Origin of the sequence: Candidatus Amarolinea dominans, from assembly GCF_016704685.1 — a bacterium.
In the GTDB taxonomy this organism is placed as follows: domain Bacteria; phylum Chloroflexota; class Anaerolineae; order SSC4; family Amarolineaceae; genus Amarolinea; species Amarolinea dominans.
Genome location: NZ_JADIZS010000079.1, coordinates 47,512 through 67,986 on the forward strand (window position 1 = coordinate 47,512; position 20,475 = coordinate 67,986).

At 65.5% G+C, this 20,475-nt stretch carries 20 protein-coding genes; 2 read left to right on the forward strand and 18 right to left on the reverse strand.

Annotated features, from left to right (window positions below; genetic code table 11):
• Nucleotides 1-3: 3 nt before the first annotated feature.
• The 11 genes from IPF85_RS25860 to IPF85_RS25910 form a co-directional block, all read right to left on the reverse strand.
• Entirely contained in the window at nucleotides 4-1,116 is a 1,113-nt protein-coding gene (locus IPF85_RS25860) for a glycosyltransferase family 1 protein (protein WP_343410932.1), read from the reverse strand.
• Between the two features lie 92 nt (nucleotides 1,117-1,208).
• Nucleotides 1,209-2,894 (reverse strand): alkaline phosphatase family protein, encoded by a 1,686-nt coding sequence (locus IPF85_RS25865; RefSeq protein ID WP_343410933.1) that lies wholly within the window; start codon nucleotides 2,892-2,894, stop codon nucleotides 1,209-1,211.
• A 144-nt stretch (nucleotides 2,895-3,038) separates the two neighbouring features.
• On the reverse strand, nucleotides 3,039-3,710 hold the full coding sequence (locus IPF85_RS25870; protein ID WP_343411102.1) for a Uma2 family endonuclease: 672 nt from the start codon (nucleotides 3,708-3,710) through the stop codon (nucleotides 3,039-3,041).
• 160 nt (nucleotides 3,711-3,870) lie between these two features.
• Nucleotides 3,871-4,773 carry a glycosyltransferase family 2 protein gene (locus IPF85_RS25875; protein ID WP_343410934.1) on the reverse strand — a complete coding sequence of 301 codons (903 nt, stop codon included), beginning with the start codon at nucleotides 4,771-4,773 and terminating at the stop codon, nucleotides 3,871-3,873.
• A gap of 8 nt (nucleotides 4,774-4,781) precedes the next feature.
• Nucleotides 4,782-6,341, reverse strand: a complete 1,560-nt coding sequence (locus tag IPF85_RS25880) for an O-antigen ligase family protein (RefSeq protein WP_343410935.1) — start codon at nucleotides 6,339-6,341, stop codon at nucleotides 4,782-4,784.
• A gap of 61 nt (nucleotides 6,342-6,402) precedes the next feature.
• Nucleotides 6,403-8,151 carry an alkaline phosphatase family protein gene (locus IPF85_RS25885; protein ID WP_343410936.1) on the reverse strand — a complete coding sequence of 583 codons (1,749 nt, stop codon included), beginning with the start codon at nucleotides 8,149-8,151 and terminating at the stop codon, nucleotides 6,403-6,405.
• A 48-nt stretch (nucleotides 8,152-8,199) separates the two neighbouring features.
• Nucleotides 8,200-8,520: a hypothetical protein gene (locus tag IPF85_RS25890; RefSeq protein ID WP_343410937.1), complete on the reverse strand. Its 321-nt coding sequence runs from the start codon at nucleotides 8,518-8,520 to the stop codon at nucleotides 8,200-8,202.
• A gap of 34 nt (nucleotides 8,521-8,554) precedes the next feature.
• Nucleotides 8,555-8,944, reverse strand: coding sequence for a class I SAM-dependent methyltransferase (locus tag IPF85_RS25895; RefSeq protein ID WP_343410938.1), 390 nt, complete (start codon nucleotides 8,942-8,944; stop codon nucleotides 8,555-8,557).
• Complete coding sequence (locus IPF85_RS25900) at nucleotides 8,931-9,266, reverse strand: DUF2442 domain-containing protein (protein ID WP_343410939.1); 336 nt, start codon at nucleotides 9,264-9,266, stop codon at nucleotides 8,931-8,933. The genes IPF85_RS25895 and IPF85_RS25900 overlap by 14 nt, the downstream gene beginning before the upstream one ends.
• A 14-nt stretch (nucleotides 9,267-9,280) precedes the next feature.
• The gene (locus IPF85_RS25905) at nucleotides 9,281-10,861 is read right to left on the reverse strand and encodes an alkaline phosphatase family protein (protein ID WP_343410940.1); all 1,581 of its coding nucleotides are present in this window, start codon (nucleotides 10,859-10,861) and stop codon (nucleotides 9,281-9,283) included.
• Nucleotides 10,803-12,254 carry a polysaccharide biosynthesis C-terminal domain-containing protein gene (locus IPF85_RS25910; protein ID WP_343410941.1) on the reverse strand — a complete coding sequence of 484 codons (1,452 nt, stop codon included), beginning with the start codon at nucleotides 12,252-12,254 and terminating at the stop codon, nucleotides 10,803-10,805. Before IPF85_RS25910 ends, IPF85_RS25905 begins: the two co-directional genes overlap by 59 nt.
• Nucleotide 12,255: 1 nt before the next feature.
• On the opposite strand from IPF85_RS25910, the gene IPF85_RS25915 reads away from it, so the two are divergent.
• Entirely contained in the window at nucleotides 12,256-12,543 is a 288-nt protein-coding gene (locus tag IPF85_RS25915; protein WP_343410942.1) for a hypothetical protein, read from the forward strand.
• A 93-nt stretch (nucleotides 12,544-12,636) separates the two neighbouring features.
• On the opposite strand, the gene IPF85_RS25920 is transcribed toward IPF85_RS25915, so the two are convergent.
• The 3 genes from IPF85_RS25920 to IPF85_RS25930 all read right to left on the reverse strand — a co-directional run bounded on the left by IPF85_RS25920 (nucleotide 12,637) and on the right by IPF85_RS25930 (nucleotide 16,480).
• Nucleotides 12,637-14,421 carry a DUF2142 domain-containing protein gene (locus tag IPF85_RS25920; protein ID WP_343410943.1) on the reverse strand — a complete coding sequence of 595 codons (1,785 nt, stop codon included), beginning with the start codon at nucleotides 14,419-14,421 and terminating at the stop codon, nucleotides 12,637-12,639.
• Nucleotides 14,378-15,571: a Wzz/FepE/Etk N-terminal domain-containing protein gene (locus tag IPF85_RS25925; RefSeq protein ID WP_343410944.1), complete on the reverse strand. Its 1,194-nt coding sequence runs from the start codon at nucleotides 15,569-15,571 to the stop codon at nucleotides 14,378-14,380. The genes IPF85_RS25920 and IPF85_RS25925 overlap by 44 nt, the downstream gene beginning before the upstream one ends.
• A 297-nt stretch (nucleotides 15,572-15,868) precedes the next feature.
• Nucleotides 15,869-16,480, reverse strand: coding sequence for a glycosyltransferase (locus tag IPF85_RS25930; RefSeq protein WP_343410945.1), 612 nt, complete (start codon nucleotides 16,478-16,480; stop codon nucleotides 15,869-15,871).
• A 199-nt stretch (nucleotides 16,481-16,679) separates the two neighbouring features.
• Between IPF85_RS25930 and IPF85_RS25935 the strand changes: the two genes are divergently transcribed.
• Nucleotides 16,680-17,183 (forward strand): hypothetical protein, encoded by a 504-nt coding sequence (locus IPF85_RS25935; RefSeq protein ID WP_343410946.1) that lies wholly within the window; start codon nucleotides 16,680-16,682, stop codon nucleotides 17,181-17,183.
• A gap of 20 nt (nucleotides 17,184-17,203) precedes the next feature.
• On the opposite strand, the gene IPF85_RS25940 is transcribed toward IPF85_RS25935, so the two are convergent.
• The 4 genes from IPF85_RS25940 to IPF85_RS25955 form a co-directional block, all read right to left on the reverse strand.
• Nucleotides 17,204-17,905, reverse strand: coding sequence for a glycosyltransferase family 2 protein (locus IPF85_RS25940; protein ID WP_343410947.1), 702 nt, complete (start codon nucleotides 17,903-17,905; stop codon nucleotides 17,204-17,206).
• Nucleotides 17,906-18,094: 189 nt separating this feature from the next.
• Nucleotides 18,095-19,060: a prephenate dehydrogenase/arogenate dehydrogenase family protein gene (locus tag IPF85_RS25945; RefSeq protein ID WP_343410948.1), complete on the reverse strand. Its 966-nt coding sequence runs from the start codon at nucleotides 19,058-19,060 to the stop codon at nucleotides 18,095-18,097.
• Between the two features lie 104 nt (nucleotides 19,061-19,164).
• Entirely contained in the window at nucleotides 19,165-19,773 is a 609-nt protein-coding gene (locus IPF85_RS25950; RefSeq protein WP_343410949.1) for a hypothetical protein, read from the reverse strand.
• Nucleotides 19,751-20,440 (reverse strand): site-2 protease family protein, encoded by a 690-nt coding sequence (locus tag IPF85_RS25955; RefSeq protein ID WP_343410950.1) that lies wholly within the window; start codon nucleotides 20,438-20,440, stop codon nucleotides 19,751-19,753. Before IPF85_RS25955 ends, IPF85_RS25950 begins: the two co-directional genes overlap by 23 nt.
• Nucleotides 20,441-20,475: the final 35 nt, after the last annotated feature.

The window sequence follows — 20,475 nt, forward strand, 5'->3', positions numbered from 1 at the left end:
TCGTTAGCCCGTCCTGGCCCGCCGGTAGATTTCCAGCGTCTCCTGCGCGCAGCGGCGCCAGGTAAACTGCGCGGCGCGTGCGTGTCCCCGCTGGCGCAACTGCTGGCGCAGCTCAGGCGCACCGGCGACCTGGCGCAGCGCGTGCGCCAGCGCGCCCACATCCGTCGGGGGGACGGTCAGCGCGGCGTCGCCCACCACTTCGGGCAGCGAGGCCGCGTTGGCGCAGATGACCGGCGTGCCGCAGGCCATCGCTTCCAGGGGCGGCAGGCCAAAGCCTTCGTAGAGCGACGGATAGACGAAGGCCAGGGCGTCGCTGTAGAGCGCCGGTAGGTCGGCGTCATCCACATAGCCTGGAAAATGGACCGCGTCCGTCAGACCGGCCTGTTGCACGGTGGCGTAAATCTCCGATTCGCGCCAGAGCGCCTTGCCCGCGATCACCAGGCAGGTGGCGGCCAGTTCAGCGCTTTGGCGCGCCAGGGCAAAGGCTTCGAGCAGGCGGCCGATGTTCTTGCGCGGCTGCAAGTTGCCCAGGGCCAGGAAATAGGGCGCCTGGGCCGGCAGGCCGAGCCGTTGGCGCAGCGCCAGGCGCGCAGCCGCATCGGTCACAGGCCGGAACTGCTCGCCGGCCGCCTCGTAGGTGACGGCAATTTTGTCCGCGGGCAGGCCGTAGCGTGCCATGATCTCCTGCTTGGCGTGTTGCGACACGGTGATGATGGCCGCGGCGCGGCGCATCGTCAACGGCACCAGCGTCTTGAGCATCCAGCGGTCGCGCGGGGAGAAAAAGGCCGGGTAGAGGTCATACGAGATGTCATGCACGGTGACGACGTGTGGGCAGCTACCGACGGGCGGCGCGACGTAGTTGACGTGCAGCAGGCTCGCGCGGTCAGCCAGGGTGGCCGCGGGCATGGCGAAGGGAATGCGCAGCAGCGATGATGCGGGCCAGATGCGGCGAATCGGCGCGGCAGGGTTGGGATCCAGGCGCAGGCGCAGGCGCTCCGGTTGCGTCGCGTAGAGCACGAAATCCATCCCGCGGCGCTCTTCCGGCGGCAGGGCCAGCAGCGCCCGGATCAGGCTGAGGGTGTAGGTCTCATTGCCGGTCTCGCGCTCACCGACCATGTGCGCATCAATGGCGATGTCAGGGTGACCGGGGACCGGGGGCGGGGGGGGGGGGGGGGGGGGGGGGGGGGGGGGGGGGGGGGGGGGGGGGGTCATCCGATGTAACCCAGGCCGCGCAGACGGTCGGCGAGGGCTTCTTCGTCCTCGGCCGAAAGTTCAGCGGCGGCCGCGGGCGTCAGGCTGCCGGTGGCCGCGCCGTGCAGCACGGGATGGCCGGCGACGAAGTCTGGCTCGAACAGGTCGGTCAGGACGCGGCCGTCCATGTCCTCCGGCACGGGCAGGCCGCGCAGCCACAGAACCGTGGGCGCCAGGTCCATGATGCTCAGCCGCGGCAGGCGCACGCCTTGCCGCACGCCGGGGCCAAACGCGTAGAGAATGCCGTCGCGTGCGTGGTCGCCGGTCTGCCCGGCGTAGGCAAAGGCCGCGTCGGCCCACGGCTCGCCGGCGCTGAAATGGGTGCGCTTCTGCTCCGGGTACTCTTGCCAGATGACGCGCAGGTCCGGGCTCCAGTCCACATACGGGCCGCTGTAAATTTCTTCGCGCTTCCAGACTTCCGCCACGACCCGCTCGCCCGTCTGCGGTTCGCGCAGGGCCAGCAGCCGGGCCTTGATCTCCTCGCGCAGCGCCTCATATTCCGCGCCGGGCGCGACGATGCCGGCCGGCTCACGCCCGCGCACGTTGAGGGTGACGCCGTTGTCCGACGCCCAGAACGCGCGCGTCTGGCTCCAGTCCACGGAGCTGGTGAAGGCGAATTCGCGCAGTTTGCCGGCCGTGCCCCAACCGGGCAGCAGGCGGCGCAGGGTCTGGCGCGCCAGGTGGGCCAGGCCCAGCGACTTGAGCAGGCTGCGCACGCCGCGGATGGCCTGCGCGCCCGCGCTGCCGCGCCCGCCCTTGAGCGCCAGGTAGCCTTCCTGCTGCAGCCAGACGTTGGGATAGAAAAAGCGATGAACGCCGCCAAAGCCGTGATCGGACATGACGAAGAGGATGGTGTTGCCGTCAGGCTCCACGACATCACGCAGCAGGTCGCCCAGGATGGCGTCCGCCTGGCGGTAGTGGTGCTCGATCTCGCCGCCAAAGCGGCCGGCCAACGCGGGGTCGTGTCGGGGATGGCTGGAGTCCATGTCATCCCAGAGGTAGGTCATGATGCGATCGGTCTCGGAGTAGACCACGTGCATGAAGTCCCAATCCGGTACTTTTTCCATCAGGAAGCGCGTCGCCAGCGCACGGTTGGTGGTGCCCTGGCGCACATTGGCCGCGACCGTCGCTTTAGTCGCCACGCGGTCGGCGCTGGCCTCGGCCGATTCGATCAGATAGTCGGGCACGGCCGCGTACAGCTCCTCGCGCAACTCCGGCGGGTAGGTGAACTGGCTCTTGGGGCTGGGCGTCAGCATGTCGCCGACCAGCACACCGTTGACCGGTTTGGGTGGATAGGTTACCGGGCAGTTCATAACCGCCACGCGCTGACCGGCCTCACTCAGGAGCTGCCAGAGGGTGGGCGCCATGACATGGGCGGCGTTGACCAGTTCGACGCCATAGTCGCCGGGCTTGCGCCGCGCAAAATCGAAGTAGCCATGCTTGCCGGGGTTTTTGCCGGTGGCAAAGGAGACCCAGGCCGGCCCGCTGACGTAGGGGATGCTGGAACGCAGCTCCGCGCGTGCGCCTTGCGCCTGGATACGGGCCAGGGTGGGCAGCTTCTGCTCCTGCATCCAGGGGTCAATCAACCAGAATGTGGCCGCGTCGAGGCCGATGATCAGAATACGGTTTGGTGAAGATGACATGATTAGTTCATTGAACTCCGGCAAGGGTTCGTCGAAGGCAGGCGTGATAATGACTTTGCCCGCATCATTGCCAGTTGTACGACGTGTAGTGGTCATTGTTGTTTCTCGGGAGGAATACAGACTCAGTGCTGGAAAACTTGCAGATTATGGCCTGGGTTGGCGCGCACGCAGGCCGGCGACGTAACTTGCATGCTCCGGGGAAGCCAGGCCCTGCTGCACGACTGCCAGCATCGTCGCCAGGTCGCCGGCCCACAGCGCATCCGCGGGCAACCAGAGTCCTGGAAACACCTCGCTGCGCAGGATGCCATCGGCGTCGGGCTGCAACGGCTCGTAGACGCCTTCGCGCAATACGAACCAGTCTACACGCTGTTCGTAGGCCTGAGCCACCAGGTATTCGGGCACGGCGTTGGCCGCGTAGACGCGGTGTTTGTTGTGCAAATCGTACGAAGCGCTGCTGGCGGCAATCTCCACCACCAGTTCCGGGGGGCCGGCGAGATAGTCATCTTCGGTCACGTGCGAGCGGCCGCCCAGGGCCGACTCCAGGCGCAAGAGCGCGTCAGGCTGAACGACATTCTCGTAGTCCAGCCGCACCGTCGTATTGTCGGCGCCGACCACACCGGGGGTTGCGGCACAGTAGAGCGCCAGCCAGGCAATAATAGCCACATGGGGTTTGCCGTGTAGAGCGAAATGAACAGGCGATGGCATATGGACGACTCCTTCGATGAGTTCAGCCTTGTTGAGTTCGGGATGGGCCTGGTAACGGCGCTCGAATTCCGGTCGCGTCAAACGATCGCCGGCATTCAGCGGCGGTATCATTGCCGGCCCCCGCAAAGGGCGCAGGGGCGATGGGGAAGGTCGTGGTACGCGGTCAAGTGTTCGCACAGTCATGTCGAAATCTCCTGGAAGTACAGCCGATCAGCGTTTCTGGCTCGATTCTATCACCGCTCAAGAGAAGCGTCAAGCATTCCTTATTCCTTCATCCCCGCCCGAACGTCCCGCGCTGGAAGTCGCGCACGCCGCGGCCGATGGCCTGGGCAATGGCGGGGTTGCCAGCCAGGGCGAATTGGCCGGCCTTGAAAGCCCACAGCAGCGGCCAATAGCTGAAAAAGCGCAGTTTCTGCCCTGGCGTCGCGTGTTTGCTGACGGTCAGCAGGCGGTTGCGGGTCATGTGATACCAGATGAAGGGCTGGCCCTGGCGTGATGAACTGGCGCCAACCTGGTGTACGACGGTCGCGCCGGGCACGTAGCGCAGCGGACGCCCGGCCCGCGTCAGGCGCAGGCTGAGGTCCACATCCTCGCCCATGAAGAAATAGCGCTCATCGAACACGCCCGCTGGTTCGATGACCTCGCGGCGCAGGAGCAGCGCACAGCCCGGCGCAAAGTCAACCACACCCGCGGTGTCCGCCTGACCGTGGTCGGACGCGCCCTTGTGCTGATGCACGCCCGTGCCGATCCCCCAATCCATGTGACCGCCGGCATACCACAGGCGCCGGCCATCGCCAAAGTAGATCTTGGGCACGGCCGCGCCGGCCTGCGCATCGAGGGCCAGGGCCGCGTGCAGGCGCGGCAGCGTATCGGTGTTGATGAGGGCGTCGTTGTTGAGCAGGAAGATCAGTTCCGGCGCCAGGGTGCTCAGCGCATGACGCACGCCCAGGTTGTTGCCGCGGGCAAAGCCCAGGTTTTCGCCAGCGGCCAACACGGTCAGGCTGGGAAAGCGCGCCCGCAGCGCGGCCACCGAGTCATCGGTCGAGCCGTTGTCCACGACGATCACGCTGGCCGCCGACTGGCCGCAGTCGAGCAGGGTCTGCACGCAGGTCAGCGTGGTGTCACGGCCATTCCAGTTGAGAATGACGGTTGCGATCGCGCTCGTGTCAGGCATGGCCGCGCTCACCGTTCGCGCACCGCCACCAGCGGGATGGCGGCCACAATCCACAAATAGCCCATCAACTGCAGCTCCTGCATGAGGGGCAAGAAGGTGAAGGCCACCATCGCGCCCAGCCAGGTGGCCTGGCCGGCGATGCTGACCGCGGCGAAGAAGGGATCGAGCACCGGCGCCGTTGGGTCGCGGTTGTCCGCGGCAACGACAGCCGGATGGCTCATGCCAGGCAGCGCCCGCGCCAGGACTGACGAATCGTACGCGCCGCCCCAACGCCGGCGTTCGGCGCGCAGGGTCCAGACCATCATGAGATAGATGGTCAGGGTAAACAAGGCACCGGGAATGCCAATCTCCATCATCATCTGCAGCCATGAGCTTTCCACGTGCTCGATTTTGATCTTGTCCGAAAACTTGAGCGCGCGCGGGCCGGCCATGCCGGTGCCGATGCCGAGGGGATGATCGAGGATGAAGGGGATCGAAGCCTCGTACGAGGCCAGGTGGCCGACGGCTGAGGGGTCGTTCAGGTTGATGCCGCGGGTGATGCGCGCCGCCAAACCCACCCGTTCGGCGCCGATGACCAGGAGCGCCGCGAGGGCGATGAGCGCAAGGATCGTGCCAGGACTGCGCAAGGCATAGCGCAGCGCCGGCGCCAGGTTGCGCAGGCCGATTTCCAGCACGGCCAGCGCGGCCACCATGCTCAGCAGGCCCACCAGTGAACTGCGCGAGTAGGTGAGGAGCACCGCCACGCCGCAGACCGCGCTGATCGTCAGCAAGGCGGCGCGCTGCCACAGGGGGCGCTGCGACTGCAGGGCGAACACCAGGGCGAGGGCAATGGCCAGCACCAACATCAAGCCCAGCTCGTTGGGGCTGGTCACGGTGCCAATGGCGCGCAAGTGTGGCTGGCGTTCCACCTCGGCGGTATAGAACGCATTCGGGATGGTACCGTCGGCCTCGCGAAAGCCCCAGTTGTAAAGGTCATTGAAATTCCAGAAGGCCACCTGGTAGATGCCTACCAGCGCCATCACGACCAAGACAGCGAGCATCGCCAGCACCAGGAAGCGCAACTGCCGCGGGCTGACCGGCACGGTGCGCAGGAGATAGAAGATCACCAGCGGTTCCAGGTAGTTGCGGAAGCCATAGATGCCCACGTTCAAGAGCGGGCCGACCAGGATATACGCGCCCATCAGCAACGCAATGCACGCCAGGCCCAGATCGAACGGATAGAGCCTGACCTTGAAGCGATCCTGGCCGAACAGGCGCCGCAGGAGCAGGACGCCGATCAGCAGCGCCATCACGCCTTCTTTCCAGAAGGCGAACAGTTCCACGGCGCCCTGCGACACGTTGAACAAGCCGACCATTGCCCGGCTGGCGAAGACGTGAAACGGCAAGCCCAGGATCAGCAGCACCAGCAGATAGAACGGCCGCAGCCAGGCCAGCGTAATCATCAGCGCGGCAAACACCAACGCCAGCCCCGCGAACGGCGAAACCAGCATCAACCCTGCCAGCCCCATCGCCAGCACCAGCCCGCCAATGTAAAAGAGCGGCGCTTCAGATCGGTATGCTTTGATCACTCTTCATCCCTCACACCGGAGATTGGAGATTGGAGATTGGAGACCGGAGACCGGAGACCCCTCACAGATACCCCAATCCCGCCAGGCGGTCGGTCACTTCCTGGGCTTCGGCTTCGTCGTAGCCTTGCACTGCGCCGCCGGCGCCGTCAGCGGGGTTGACCGGCGGTGGCGCCTGTGGCCTGGTTTCGACCGGCTGCGCAGCCAGCGCTGCCGGCGTCAGCATCTCCGTCAGCACGCGGCCATCCATCCAGCCTGGCGCCGGCTCGCCCAGCAGGTAGAGCACGGTGGGCGCTACATCCAGGATGCTGGCCGGCGCCAGGGGCAGATCCGGTTGCACGGCCGGCCCGTGGGCAAAAAAGATGCCGTTGGCGCGGTGACAGCCGGTGATGCGCCGGCGGCTCATCTCCTCCACAGTCAGATGACGCACCGGTTCGCGGCCGGTATAGGCGCCGCGGGGACGGAACAGGTCAGGGTACGCGGCCTCCACCAGCAGGTCGGGCAGGCGTTCGCTGAACGGTCCGCTGAAGCGCTCCTCGCGGCGCCAGACGCGGTGTACCAGGCGCTGACCCGTGGTTGGATCGCGCAGGTCTTGCAGCTCGCTGATGATGCGCGAGCGCAGGGCCTCATACTCGGCGCCCGGCGTGACGACGCCCTGCGGATCACGCCCCTTGAGGTTGATCCAGATATTGCCGCGCACCTCTTCCGAATAGGCCAGCGTGTGCGCCCAGTCCACCCCAGGGAAAAACGACTCTTCGCCCAGCGTGACGCGCAGCTTGTCCGGCCACAGATGGCGCAGCCGGGACAAGGTGCTGAACGACACGCGGCCGTACAGCGCGTGTTTGCCACGATCCACCAACTTGGCGGCCAGCCATTTGAGCGTGCCGCCCGGCGAACGGTGGCTGCCCCGCGTGCGCAGCGTCAGCAAGCCCTGCTGCGCCAGCCACAGGTTCAGATGAATCTCGACATCCTCCAGCGCGCCCTCGCCGTGGTCGGAGACGACCAGCACATGCACATCGGGGGGCAGGGTTGCCAGGAATTCGCCCAGGCGTTGATCGGCGCGCTGGTAAACTTGCAGCAGCGGGTCTTCAGTGAACATCTGTGCGTTGACCGCCGGATCGTAGAGCGGATGGCTGGGGTCGTGGTATTTCCACAGGAAATGGGCCGCGCCATCGAGCGCGCTGACCACGAAGAAGGTCAAGTCCCACGGCTCACGCGCCATCAGGTTGGTGACAACGGTAAAGCGCACGTCAATCTCGCGCAGCAGCTCGGCCATGACCATGTCCCCGCGCTGAGCCGTGCTGTATTTCCAGTCGTCCGGCACGATCACGTAGGGCTGCCCGCCGGAAAGCGCGGGCAACTCGGCCTTGAGCGCCAACGGGTAGGTGAAGGCCGCGCCCATGCCCGGCGTATCCCAGCCGGAGACCAGCACGCCGTTGACCTTTTCCGGCGGATAGGTCATGGGCACGTTGAGCACGATGACTCGGCGCCCCGCCTGGCTGAGCAGCGTCCACAGCGCGGGCAAGGCGCGGAAGCTGGCATTGGTCAGGCGAAAGCCGTAGGTGCTGAAGTCGCGCTCCCAAAAATCAAAGATGCGATGCTTACCCTGGTTGGCGCCGGTGACCATCGAAGTCCAGGCCTGCGCGGTGAAAGGGTGCAGCACCGATTCCAGCGGCGCCCAGGCGCTTGTGCGCAGCAGTCGGGCCAACGTGGGCAAATGGCCTTGCGCGACCCAGGGTTGAATCAGATCAAAGGTGGCGCCGTCGAGTCCGATCACGACGACCCGACGGGCGCTGCTTGCAGTTGTTGACAAAGTTGAGCTATTCATCGTTTGCACAATCAAAGGTCAGCCGCCAGGCCATCAGCGGCCAGGCTGGCAGAAAACGATCTTCCGGTAGGTCGGCGCCTGATGCAGGCGCGACGCCAGCCAGGGATAAACTGGCTGCAAGGGCGCTGATAGACCTGGCAGCGCGCCAGGCCGAGGCCAGGCCTGGATGTTGACATTGGCAGCCGAGCCAGCGGCGGCGGCCTCTTCAACCAGCGCCTGCAAGTCGGCCGCAGACCACATGGCGTGCTCCAGGTGCTCGCCCAGCTTCGGATGAACGCGGCCGGTCTGGCGGGTGAATGCCAGCGCAATTTCCTCCTCGGCCGCGCGCGCCGCTTCGCCGCACGGCGCGCCCACGATCAGCAGGCCGTCCAGCCACCCGCCATCTCCATCACCACGCGGCGGGCGTCAGATGTTCCAGCGTATCCAGGCAAAGCACGACATCCAGGCTGTCATCGGCAAAAGGCAGGGCCGCGCCCGAAGCCACGACCGCGGTCAGCAGGGGGTGGTCTTGCAGGCGTTCGCGGTCGAAGGTGACATCCACGCCGAACGCCGGACGAGGTACATAGGACGTGACGCCGCCCTTGCTGCCGCAGCCGACATCCAGGATGCGCAGCCCCGCCGGCCGGTCAGCCAGCGCGTCGGCGATCGGCTGGTAGCGCAGGGCGATCTCCAGGCGCCAGGCCCAATTCCAGCGCTGGTAGCGCGCCAGCGGCCCGGCCAAGCGGCCCAGGCGGCGCAGGCGTCCGGTCTGCACACGCCCGGCATCAAGACGAAACATGTCGCTCATACTCAGCCCCACCCCCAGGCGGAGGCAATGAAAGTTCGATGGTTGCGTTATTTGCGGAGGCCATCTCCAGTAAATGGCTTATCTCAACGCCGTCATCCAGGTCTTCCCAATAAACAGCGAATCCTTGCGGCTCAATTGACCAGCGCTCTTGTTGATCGGGAGTGGCACCAGACAACCATTTCAACCAGGGCGCCTGGTCTATCCATACCTTCAACTCACGCCCGTCATTCAGGCCAATCCGTAGTAGATTGCCGGCAATACGAACACCTGTTGCCTGAGGAGTCACCTGACCGTTATCGCTTGAAGTACTCATACCACGCCTCCACATTAGTCCAGGTATCCTAGACTTTTTAGTTTTTCTGCGATCAGCGCTTCATCGTCTGTGGAGTAGACCTGCTGGCGCGGTTCGATCGCCGTCTCGGTCTCCGCGCCCAGGTTGATGGGATGTTCGGCCTGGTACGCCGCGGTGAAAATCTCCCTCACCACACGGCCATCCAGCCCCTGCGGCACGGGCAGGCCCAGGCTGTACAAAATGGTGGGCGTCAGGTCGGCCAGTCCCAGCTCAGGGCCTAGCCGCTGCGCTGCAATGTCCGGCCCCCAGGCCAGGAAGATGCCGTCCGGCTGGTGCATACCCTCGCCCTCGGCGGTCACGTCGGTGAAGAGGCGCCCCGGCGACACTTCCGACGTTGGCTCATAGCCGGGCGCCAGCTCGTAGACGATGTCCGGGGCCTGGTCGGTGAACGGCCCTTGATAGAACTCCTCGCGATCGTACACCGCCCGAACCACGCGCTGCCCCTGCCGCGGATCAACCAGCTCGAGCAGGCGCGCCTTGATCTCGCGGCGCAGGGCAGCCACATCGGCGTCGGCCACGATGCCGTAGGGTTCACGGTCGCGGCGGTTGATGTAGATAGCGTACTCGGAGGCGACGCCGGAGTAGGCCCGCGTGTGCGCCCAATCAATGATGCGGTTGACGGCAAACGCGCGGCGTCCGCGCAACAGCAGACCGCGCGGCAGAAAACGCTTGATCCAGCCCATGTACTGCTTCAGCCGCTTGCGCACATCGGCCTTGCCGGTGGCATAAGTCAGCCAGCCCTGGTTCGCCAGCCATTGATCCATATGCACACGGGTGTGACGCGAGCCAAAACCATGATCCGACAGCATGAAGACCCGCGTCTCCGGCCCGGCAGCCCTCGCCAGGGTGCGCCCAAGCGCGGCATCAACGGCCCGGTAAGCCTCCTCCACCGCGTCATGAATCGGCGTGCGCTCGAACGGTTGCGGCCCGGACAGGCTCAGCAGATCGTCAAGGTAGCGCCAGGTCCAATGCTGCAAGCGGTCTGGCGTCTCGTACACCACCATGATGAAATCGCCGCCCTGGGGCAGAAGCACCTCTTCCAGCGCAGCCTGACGATCCTCCAGCGTGCGGCGCAGGTCGTTGACCAGGGCCAGGCGCTGCTCTGGCGCCCGGTAATCTCGTTCCTGCTTGAGCACGCGCAGGTCAATGACATAATGGCGGGCGCGCAGCAGGGGCGCCAGCTCAGGCGGATAGGTAAAGTCGCTCTCTTCGGATGGCGTCATCATGCCGCTGACCAGCCAGCCGTTGACCGGGCGCACAGGGTAGGTCAGCGGCACGTTGAGCACGCCCACGCGCAGGCCGTGGCCGCTCAGTCGCTCCCACAGCAGCGGCGCCTGAATGGCGGTGGCGTTGACAAAAGTGCGCTCCAGGTCACGGTTGAGCGCGCGCTGAAAGGCAAAAACGCCATGCCGACCCGGATTCAGCCCGGTCATGAAACTGCTCCAGGCCGGCGCGGTCAACGGCGGCAGCGTAGACCGCAGCGGCGCGCTGGTTCCTTCAGCCACCAGCCGCGCCAGGTTCGGCAGCCACCCGGCCGCGATCATCGGATTGAGCAAATCCCAAGTCGCCCCGTCCAGGCCGATGACGAGGACGGAGACCGGAGATTGGGGACCGGAGACCGGAGATTGGGGACCGGAGACCGGAGATTGGGGACCGGAGACCGGAGACCGGAGATTGGAGACCGGAGACCGGAGATTGTTCGCCTTCCACGAACACCTGATCTCTGATCTCTGATCCCTGATCTCTGACCTCTCCCCCCTGCATCATCCCCTGCGCATCGAGCTTGAACAGCCGGCGGCGAATCCAGCGCAGGCGCTTGTGGAACGTCACCATGGCGACGGCGGCTTCCAGTTCCTGGGGGCTGAAGGTGCGCAGCACGAGTAGCGTCACGATGTAGACCAGCGCGCCGAGAGGAGCCGTGAAGAACATGGACCCGTGCTGGAAGAATGAGAGAGAAGCGCCGGTCATGGCGCCGGCCAGGGCGATCTTGAGCGTGACCAGGCCCATCTCACGCTTGTCCAGGTAAGGCAGCAGGGCGATCGTGCTGATGACGAAGACGACGCCTTCGGAGAGCATGATGCCGTAGGCCACGCCCACCGCGGCAAACATCGGCACCAGGTAGAACCAGGTGGCGGCGGCGCCCAGGGCAAAGCCGATGCCGAGGCCGATTGCCACCACCCACTGGCGGCCAACGGCTAACAGCGCGGCTTCGTAGAACTGATTGGAGAAGGTGAAAAGGATGATCCAGCCGAAGACGGCCAGAATGGCGGAGGCGCCGGCCAGACCGCGCCCCAACACCAGGTCGGTAATCTGCTGCGCCAGGGTGGTCATCAGCACCGCCAGCAAGAGACTGATCGCGATGAAGAGCTTGAGGCTCTGCGCGAGTGTCTTTCTAAACTTCTGCGGCTGCAGGCGCGCCTGCTGAGCAAAAACCGGTAGAATAGCGCCGATGAGGGCCGCCGGCACGATGCGCATCTGCTCCACCAGGCGAATCGGGCCATAGAGCAGGCCGGCAGCCAGATCGCCTTGCCCCGGCGCCTGCGCATTGAGGATGGTGGTCAGCATGACGATGCCGCCGCGCCAGATGAAACGACGCACGAACATGTTGATACCGAGCGGAAAAGACTCCTTCAGCAGATACCACATGCTGCGCCAGTCGGTACTGACCGCTTCTCTGATGAACCGCCTGCGGCTGAGATACCAGCCGGCCACCAGGCGCAGCAGGTTGGCGACAAGGCGCGCCCCAAACAACCCGGCCAATCCCCAGTCCAGCCCGATGGCGACGAAAGTAAAGAGCACGATGAGCGCCTGGCCAAAGATGACGGTGAAGGCCTGGTATTGCATCTGCTGGTAGGCGCGAAAGACGGCGGTGAACACCTCGGTCAGATTGGAGAAAACCTGGCCGACCGCAAAAAAAGAGAATGGCCCACCACAACTGGGGGTTCGCATAATGACCCTGCGCCGCGATCAGCACAGCAACGACCATCACCAGCGAAAGCACCCAGCGCAAGGTCCACACCCCGGCCAGGTGCTGGCGTGCGTGAGCCTGATCGCTGGCTATCTCGCGCACCAGCACACGCGAGTTGCTCAGCTCGGTGAGCATGATGAACAGTTCGATGAACGAGATGACGTAGCCGTAGCGACCAAACCCGGCCTGGCTCAGGTAGCGCGCGGCCAGCGAGAGAACGATGATGCTGAGCAAGGCCTCTACGATGTAGGCGATCAGCAGATAGCCTGAATTGACGGCAATGCGCCGCGGGCGTTGATCAATGACGGCCATGCTTAGCTCAGAACCTCATCCGGTAATAATGTCACAACAAACCTCAATTTGCTATAAATTGACCCACAGCGCCACCAGGTCGAGCAGGCCAAAACCGACCATGAACCACAGTCTGGCCCGCGGCAGACGCCAGCGCTGGCTCCAGAAGCGCAGGCCGCTGACCAGCAAGATCATCCAGGGCGCCAGCGCCGGCAGCAGATAGCGCCCCTGCGGCTGCCAGGCGAAGAACCACATCGGCGCGGTCGCCAGCGTAAACGACAAGATGACCGCCGCCGCGCTCCAGCCGATGGCCGCGGCGGCCAAACGATTGGTGCGGCGCTGCCGCCACAGGCCGCCCAGGCCCAAGAGCGCCAGCAGGCACACCAGCGCCAGGCCCACGTAAACCGGCAGCGGTAGCGGCGCCTGCAGCCAGCCAAAATTCCCCCAAAAGCCGGGGAAGAGCAGGGCCAGGTAGAGCGCGATCTGCGCCGCGCTGGCCGGGCCGGCGTCCGCACTGGTCGCCCAAACGCCTTGCAGCGGTCGCAGGAGCGGCTGCGCCAGCAGACTGCCCCAGGTGACGGCCTGCTCGAAATCGCCGTTGACCAGGCCCGGCGCGCCCTGCACGCCCGCGTCATCCACCCACAGCGTGCCGGTCTCGCTCGGCAACTCACCGGCGCCAGGCGCAATGCCCAGCAGCACCTGGGTCGTGGTGAGGCTGAGGGTACGCGTCACGACCAGCCAGGTCCACTCGGCGGTCACCGGCGCCACCAGCCGGTCGAGGCCCGCATCATCTTTGATGGTCAGGCGGGCCACCTGCCGGCCGTCGGGACTGCGCACCCAGGCGCCAAAGCCGATGGTTTGGCCGGCCAGGCCTCCGGTCATCTGCGCCTGGGTGAGACGGCCCCAACCCTGCGCCGTGTCGTCGCGCACGGCCATGCCCCAGCGCCCGCTGTGCGCCGCGGCCGGCGTCAGGCCCGCGCCCCAGGGCTGTCCGCGCCCGCCCCAGGCGGTTGGTTGCCGGCTGGGCAGCAGCGCCAGCAGACCAAGCAGCGCGGTCAGCCCGATCAAGGCGCTGCGCTGACGACGCGTGCCGCGCACGCCGCAACGCCAGGCGACGGCAATCAGCGCCAGGGGCAGTGCAAAGAGCGCTGTCTTCTTCACCCAGGCCGCGAACAACGCCGCGGCCAGCAGCGCCAGGGCCGGGCGCCATTCGGCGCGGGCAGGCAAGACCCAGCGCAGCAGGCTGCCGAACATCAACGTGCCGGCGAGCACGGCCAGGCTGTCGTTGTTGACGCCGCCGGCCAGGAAGGCCAGCATCGGCAGGCCGGCCACCGCAGCGGTCGCGGCCAGGCGGGCGCCGGGCGCCTGTCGCCAGAGCGGCCCGGTGGCCCACCACATCGCCAGCACGGCCATGACAAAAAATAGCCCCGACACCAGCCGCATCAGGCGAACCTGGACAGGCAGGGCCAGGGGCAGGCGGCAGATTAGCGCCGGCAGCCAATAGTAAATGGGGGATTCATCGCCCACCTGCCGACCGGCGTTGCGCAAGAATGGATCATCCGCAAAACGACTGGGCAGAGGGTCAGGCGTCGGCTGGCGTACCAGGCGCCAAAAATCGGCGTCCGCCAGCGCCGCAATCAAGCGCTGCTGCAGCCCAGGGTCCGCATCGCCGGCGCGCAGGTCGCTGCGCTGCGCCAGCAAACAGGCCATCTCCACATGGGCCGGTTCATCGGGCGCCTGCCACAACGGCGTCAGCAGACCGTAAGCCAGCGCGTGCAGGCCGGCCCAAATCAACAGCCAGCGCAGGCCCGGGCTAGCGCGCGGCGCGGGCACCCAGCGCCTGCGGTTGCCGCGCAAAGACAAAGTCCCACAGCAGCGCCAGCCAAACACCGGCAATCAGACCGGCCACAGCGGCGATGACCAGGCGCAGCAGGACAGACCAGGAACGGGAAGCGGTCTCGGCTGCGGCTTGCTCCAGGATTTCAACCGAAAGTGGATCAATGGGCGTCTGGTACTCGATCTCGTGCAGTTGACGCCGCACGGCCAGGTAGGGATCGGCCGCCAGGTTGCGCTGCTGCGTCAGCCAGTAGAGCTGCGAGTCCTCGGTCGCCAGCTTGGCTTGCAGCTTCAGGACATCGCTGTTGAACCAGTCCACCGATTCTTGCAGGGTGACGGCCTCGGCTTGCAGCCGGGTTTTCCACGCGGCCAGGTCGCTGAAAGCCGGCGGCGCGCCTTGCAGATCGGCGCGTGCCTGCATGATGCCGTTCGCCAACATTTCCCAGGCGATGGCGGTCGGCGCGCGTTGACCGGCCTGGGCTTCGTCAATCTGGGTCAACAGGCGGTTGGCGGCATCGAGCGCCACCCGGTAATCGGCCAGTAGGCCGGCACGGGCGTCGAGTTCCTTCTGGTCTGGCTCCAGGCCGCCCGCTTCGAACGTTTCGGCGCTGCCCACCCCCTGTCCTGTCTCGGCCTTGAACGCTTCAAGCGCCTGCTGGCTGCTGTCCATGCGGGTCTTGAATTCCTGGCCCAGATCGGCGATTTCCTGGTACATCAGCTCGGTGCCGTACTGTTCGGCCACCACCTTTTGCAAGGCATCGGCCCAGGCGTTCGCCAACTGTGCGGCGTCAGTGGCCGTCGGCCCGGAAGCGTCCAGCAGAATACTATCGGTGGATTCGGCGCGCAGGGTGACGCGTGCCAACAGGTCGCTGTTCACCGTCAGGTTCAGTCCGGCCACGGCGCGTTCGGCCACGGTTTTGGTCTGGCCGAGCAGCATGAACTCGCGGCGCCAATCGCGCTTCGTGTCAATGATGCGCTGCACCGCGGGGTCAATGTTCCATTGAAACTGCGGAACGCGCACCCGCAGCACGGCGCGTGCCTGGTAGGTGGGCGGCCGCAGCAGGCCGTAGAGCAATGTGGCGCCGACGGTTACCGATAGCACCAGGGCAATCAACAGCCAGCGACGGCTCAGGGTCTGCAAAAGATTCGCGAGATTCAGTTCTTGGGTCATGACTCACTCGATCGGGACATATCACCCGAGGGGTTGCGGTTCAGATTGGGCAGCCCAAAAGGGCTGCGGCACAACGGCGATTATAACACCCTGGCAGGGATGGCGCAAAGTGGAAAGTGGAAGGCGTTTGGAGCGCGAAGGCGTTTGGAGCGCGAAGGCGCAAAGAGCGCAAAGGCGCAGAGAGCGGAGATCAGAGAGCGGAGAAGGCGCAGTTCCAAAGGCACTTTGAACCGAAAGAGCACAGAGAACACAAAGAAACGGCAGATCAGACGCAAATCGGCACGCGCGCGGCCGTGGTTAAAACCAGGCATTTGGAACGGCTGGAGATCGGGCGTGACGATGTCGGCGAAAGAGATTGACCAACGGGGGGGGTCGTTTAGTTGTCTCCGGCGGCGGTTGAGCAGGAGGCGAGCTGACGCGGTGGTACACGTCTTCGATGGCGGCGGCGGCGTGGGGCCAGGTGTAGTGTTGCACGGCGCGGGCGCGCAGGGCTGCGCCGCGGGTGCGGGCGGCAAGTGGATCGTGCAGCGCTGCGGTCAGGGCCGCGGCCAAGGCGTGGCTGTCGGCAGGCGCTGCGTAGAAACCGAGATCACCCAGGTATTCGCGATGCACGGGAGTGTCGAACGCAACCACCGGCAGTGCGCTCGCCATGTAGGTCAACAGTTTTCCGCTGCCCTCCGTGGCCGAGAGCTTGGGCGCGACCGCGACATCGCCCAGGGCCACATGGCGCGGGGCGTCGGCAAAGGGCACCATGCCGGTGAAGAGCACGTCCGCGGCCAGGCCCAGGCGCTGCGCCAGGCGCCGGTAGTGCTCCACAAACGGGAAGCCCATGATGAGGAAGAATGGCCGGCCGGCTGCGGTTGGCGGGGAACGCTGCAGCGCCTCGCGCGGCCTGTAGGAGCAAGTCAATGCCCTGGTAAGGCGCCAGCAGACCGAGGTAGACGACCAGCGGACGGCCGGAGGGCAGGCCAAGCTGGGCGCGCAGCGCGGCCAACTCGTGCGCTGCAAACATGGATGCAGGGCGAAATTGGGCCGGATCCACACTGTCCGGCAGGGTGGTGACACGGGCGGCGGGTACGCCGAAGGTGGTCACAAGCAGGTCGTGGGCGTGCTGCGAACTGGCGAGAATGGCCGCGGGCTGCTGATCAATCCAGCGCTCCAGGCGTTGCCAGGCGGGCAGCAGCGGCGAGTGCGGCGCCAGGAAGCGATGATCGAGCATCTCGCCAACGAGACTGCCCTGGAAATCGAACACGAGCGGCAGGCGCTGACGGGCAGACAACAGGGCGCCGAGCAGGGCGCCTTCGTGCAGATAGGCATGAACCAGGTGCGGTTGCCAGCGCCGGGCCGTTTGCCAGACCGCGGAGGCCAGCAGCAGGTCGAGCGCAAGTTTGCGCCAGGAGGAACCGACCGGCATGTCGCGGCCGCGTGCGCCAGGGGGCCACGGCGGGCGCACGATGGTCAAGCCGGGCACCTCACGGCCACCAGGATAGGTGACGATGCGCACCTGGTGGCCACACGCCTGCAGCGCCTGCGCGTGGCCCTGGATGCGCACGTGACAGCCGTAGTCAGCAAAAAAGCCGGTGGGTGCAATCATCAACACCCGGTAGGATGATGGCGTGCCGCGTGCCGCGCTCAGGCCTCGCGCCACAGCTCACGGCGGAACTGCCACAGCTCGCGAAACGCGCGCAGGATGACGTGCAGTTTGGCGCCCGTGGGGTTGCCAGCCGTGCGTGGCAGGTGACTGACGGGTACCTCCTTGATGCGGAACCCGGCGCGCTTGGTGCGCACCAGGAATTCGGCGCTGAAGGTGGCGCCGCGCGATTGGATCTGGGGGCCAACCTTTTCGATCACCTCGCGGCGGAACAGCTTGAACGCGCAGTCAATGTCGCGCGCGGTGTAGCCGAAGAGGAGGGTCACCAGGGCGCTCCAACCCTTGCCAAACAGGACGCGCAGCGGTGGGTCACGTCGCGGTGCGCGGTAGCCGACGACCATGTCCGCACCGGCGATGTGCGGCAGCAGGCGGTCCAACTCCTCCAGCTTGAACTGGCGATCGGAGTCGGTGAAGAAAACCAGGTCTTTGCGCGCACTGGTGATCGCGGTGAAGACGGCGGCGCCGTAGCCGCGGTTGACCGGATGCTCCACGGGACGCAATTCAGGGTAGGTTTGCGCCAATTCCTGCAACACGGCGCCGGTGCGGTCCTTGCTGCCGTCGTTGGTGACGACGATTTCGAATTCATCCCCGCGGCCGCGCATCACACTGATGACATCCGCAATCATACCGGGCAGGTTTTGCTCTTCGTTATACGCAGGCATACAAACAGAAATACTAGGCACTGAATAAGAACTCCATTTTTTTGTAGGTCCGGCCTCCTGGCCGGACGGCGTTGGTGCAGGGAAGCATGATTTGGCGCGGACAGCGCCGTCACGCCGGAGGCGTGACCTACAGGTAGACGGCGCCTTCTCTAGCCCAAGAGCCTTTGCGCCCTGGCGTCTCTGCGTTGAAGCATCTCCAAATCAGCAGATCTAATCCTTTTGGGACGTCCTCTCATCTTCCCCGCGCAGTTGGCGGCCGCCCAGGCCCAACATGCGCATCCAGATATTGGGGTGCGCAGGCAACGCCGCTGTTTCCACACCGAGCGCGGGCCGGGTGCGGTCGAGCATCCAGTCCCCACGCACGGCCAATGCGCGGCTGAAGGCCTCTTCGAGCGCGGCGGTCTCACCACTGGAGACGAGGTCGCGCCAGGTGTCCAACTGCTGGCCCAGGGCGTTCAAGCAGGACAAGACGTTGTCACGGTTGCCGGCAGTGGCCTGCGCCAGCAGCGAGGCGCTTTCGGCGGTCAGCCGTGTCGAGGTTTCGAGCTGCGCGCCGGCCATTTTGATCTCCTCTTTCCAGGCGCCCTGGCGTGCGGTGGCCAATAGGGCCGCTGCCATGATCGCCGGCAGCGTCTCAACACCGGCCATCACGCCGTCGTGCTCGGCCGGGTCGAGGTAGAGGACCGCGGCGCCCAGGCGCTCCGCCAGATCGGAAACGACCTGGGCCGCTGCGGCCGCTGTCGCCGGCGCGATCGTCAGGCAGTAGGGGCGTTTGGCAAAGAGGGTGGCGGTGGCTTTGTAGAAACTGGTGTCGGCGGCGGTGATGACCGGGTGGCCGCCCACAAAGAATACGTGCACCGGCAGCAACTCGGCGGCCGCCTGCAGCACCGGTCGCTTGAGGTTGGCAGTATCGGTGACGACGCAGCCTGGTTTCAGTGCCGCGGCGATGGCGGCCAGCGTGGGCCGAATCTCCGGCAAGGGCAGGTCGAGGATGACCAGGTCGGCGGCCGCGATGGCGGATACCAGGTTCGAGTCGGTGCGATCAATCGCCTTGACCTTGCGTGCATACTCGGCCGCGGCGATGTTCTTGTCGTGGCCGACAATCAGAAAAGACTGTTGGCCTACGCTCTGCTTGAGGGCCAGGCCGATCGAAATGCCGATCAGTCCCAGGCCCACGATGGTGACCTGGGGCGAGGATGCCAATGGCGATGAAGCTGATGAAACTGATGAAACTGATGAAACTGATGAAGCTGATGAAGGCGAAGCGTTCGTTTGCTGAGTCATGATTCGTTATCTGCTTTCTGCAAAGCCAGCAGCCACGCGTCGTGTTGACTGCGCGCTGCCGCATGGGTGACCAGGGGCGCCTGGTGGTGTTCGATGAGCCAGGCCGTTGTGGTCGAACAGCCGGCGGCCAACACCTGTGCGGCGCCCAGCGCCGCATGGTGAACGATCACGTAAAAAGAGTAGCGCCAGTGAGCGGGCGCCGCGGGTCGCGCCAGCCAGCGCAAGAGGCGCCGCCCTGGCGGTGTCAGATTGAGCAGGACCAGCGCCACGCGATGCCACAAGCGCAAATGACCGGATTTGGCCGCATCGTGCAATAGGGCGGCCGCCAGTAAATCACGATCGGCCGGGGGACGATAGCCCTGGGCCTGCAAGGCAAGCATGACGTTCAGGCTGTGCCGTTGGTCCGGCCGCGGCATGGCGGCAAAGAGCGCCCACGCCGGCGCCGGCAAAATCCCGCGCGCCATGTCCAGCTCGGACGGCGTCACCTGGGCTTGCAGGGCCGACCGGAACTGGGCGATCCGATAGCGGGCGCGTGCCGCACGCCGCGGCCAACTGCCGGGCGCGGGGTCTGCACGATGGGGATCAGAAACCGAAGAGTAGTTCACTTAGAAAATTCACCGGTGGGTTGATGAGGCCCCAAAAAAGGTCGCCAGGCAGGATCAGCACTAGCAGGAGCAGCAGGGAGCCGTACTGTGATAGCACCATGAGCGGATTGCGCATGGACGTCGGCAGCAGGTTCGCCAGGATGTTGAAACCGTCCAGCGGCGGAATGGGCAGCAGGTTGAACACAAACAGGAACAGGTTGATGATGCCGAAGTAATAGAGAATCTCCCAGAACAGCGAGGCTGAGTAGATTTCGGCGCGAAACGGGATGGCAATCAACGCGGCCAGGAATAGATTGGACAATGGACCGGCCGCTGACACGATGATGGAGCCAACCTGGCGATTGCCGCGCAGCAGGTTTGGATTGACCGGCGTGGTGGCCCAGCCAAAGCCGAACAGGAGCATCAACAGGCTGCCCATGGGGTCAATGTGGGCCAGCGGGTTGAGGGTGATGCGTCCATACTGCCGCGGGGTGGGGTCGCCCAGGCGATCGGCCGCCACCGCATGCGCCAGTTCGTGCAGGGGAAAGGCAATCAGCACGATCAGCAGGCGCGCCATGATGGAGCGGGCTTCGATGGTTTCCGTATAGATGAGTGCCGCCAGCAGCAGAATGATGCCGGCCACGGCCAGCAATTTCTGCTGCTGCGTCCAGTTCGACCAGTTGATCATGGGTATTGTTTCCTCTTTTGTTCAGAATGAGGCTC

Coding starts and splice junctions, on each gene's coding strand:
- IPF85_RS25860 (WP_343410932.1), bottom strand. CDS start 1,116: ATGGTCGGTGAGCGCGAGACCGGCAATGAGACCTACACCCTCAGCCTG.
- IPF85_RS25865 (WP_343410933.1), bottom strand. CDS start 2,894: ATGTCATCTTCACCAAACCGTATTCTGATCATCGGCCTCGACGCGGCC.
- IPF85_RS25870 (WP_343411102.1), bottom strand. CDS start 3,710: ATGATACCGCCGCTGAATGCCGGCGATCGTTTGACGCGACCGGAATTC.
- IPF85_RS25875 (WP_343410934.1), bottom strand. CDS start 4,773: ATGCCTGACACGAGCGCGATCGCAACCGTCATTCTCAACTGGAATGGC.
- IPF85_RS25895 (WP_343410938.1), bottom strand. CDS start 8,944: ATGTTTCGTCTTGATGCCGGGCGTGTGCAGACCGGACGCCTGCGCCGC.
- IPF85_RS25900 (WP_343410939.1), bottom strand. CDS start 9,266: ATGAGTACTTCAAGCGATAACGGTCAGGTGACTCCTCAGGCAACAGGT.
- IPF85_RS25910 (WP_343410941.1), bottom strand. CDS start 12,254: ATGCGAACCCCCAGTTGTGGTGGGCCATTCTCTTTTTTTGCGGTCGGC.
- IPF85_RS25915 (WP_343410942.1), top strand. CDS start 12,256: ATGACCCTGCGCCGCGATCAGCACAGCAACGACCATCACCAGCGAAAG.
- IPF85_RS25925 (WP_343410944.1), bottom strand. CDS start 15,571: ATGACCCAAGAACTGAATCTCGCGAATCTTTTGCAGACCCTGAGCCGT.
- IPF85_RS25955 (WP_343410950.1), bottom strand. CDS start 20,440: ATGATCAACTGGTCGAACTGGACGCAGCAGCAGAAATTGCTGGCCGTG.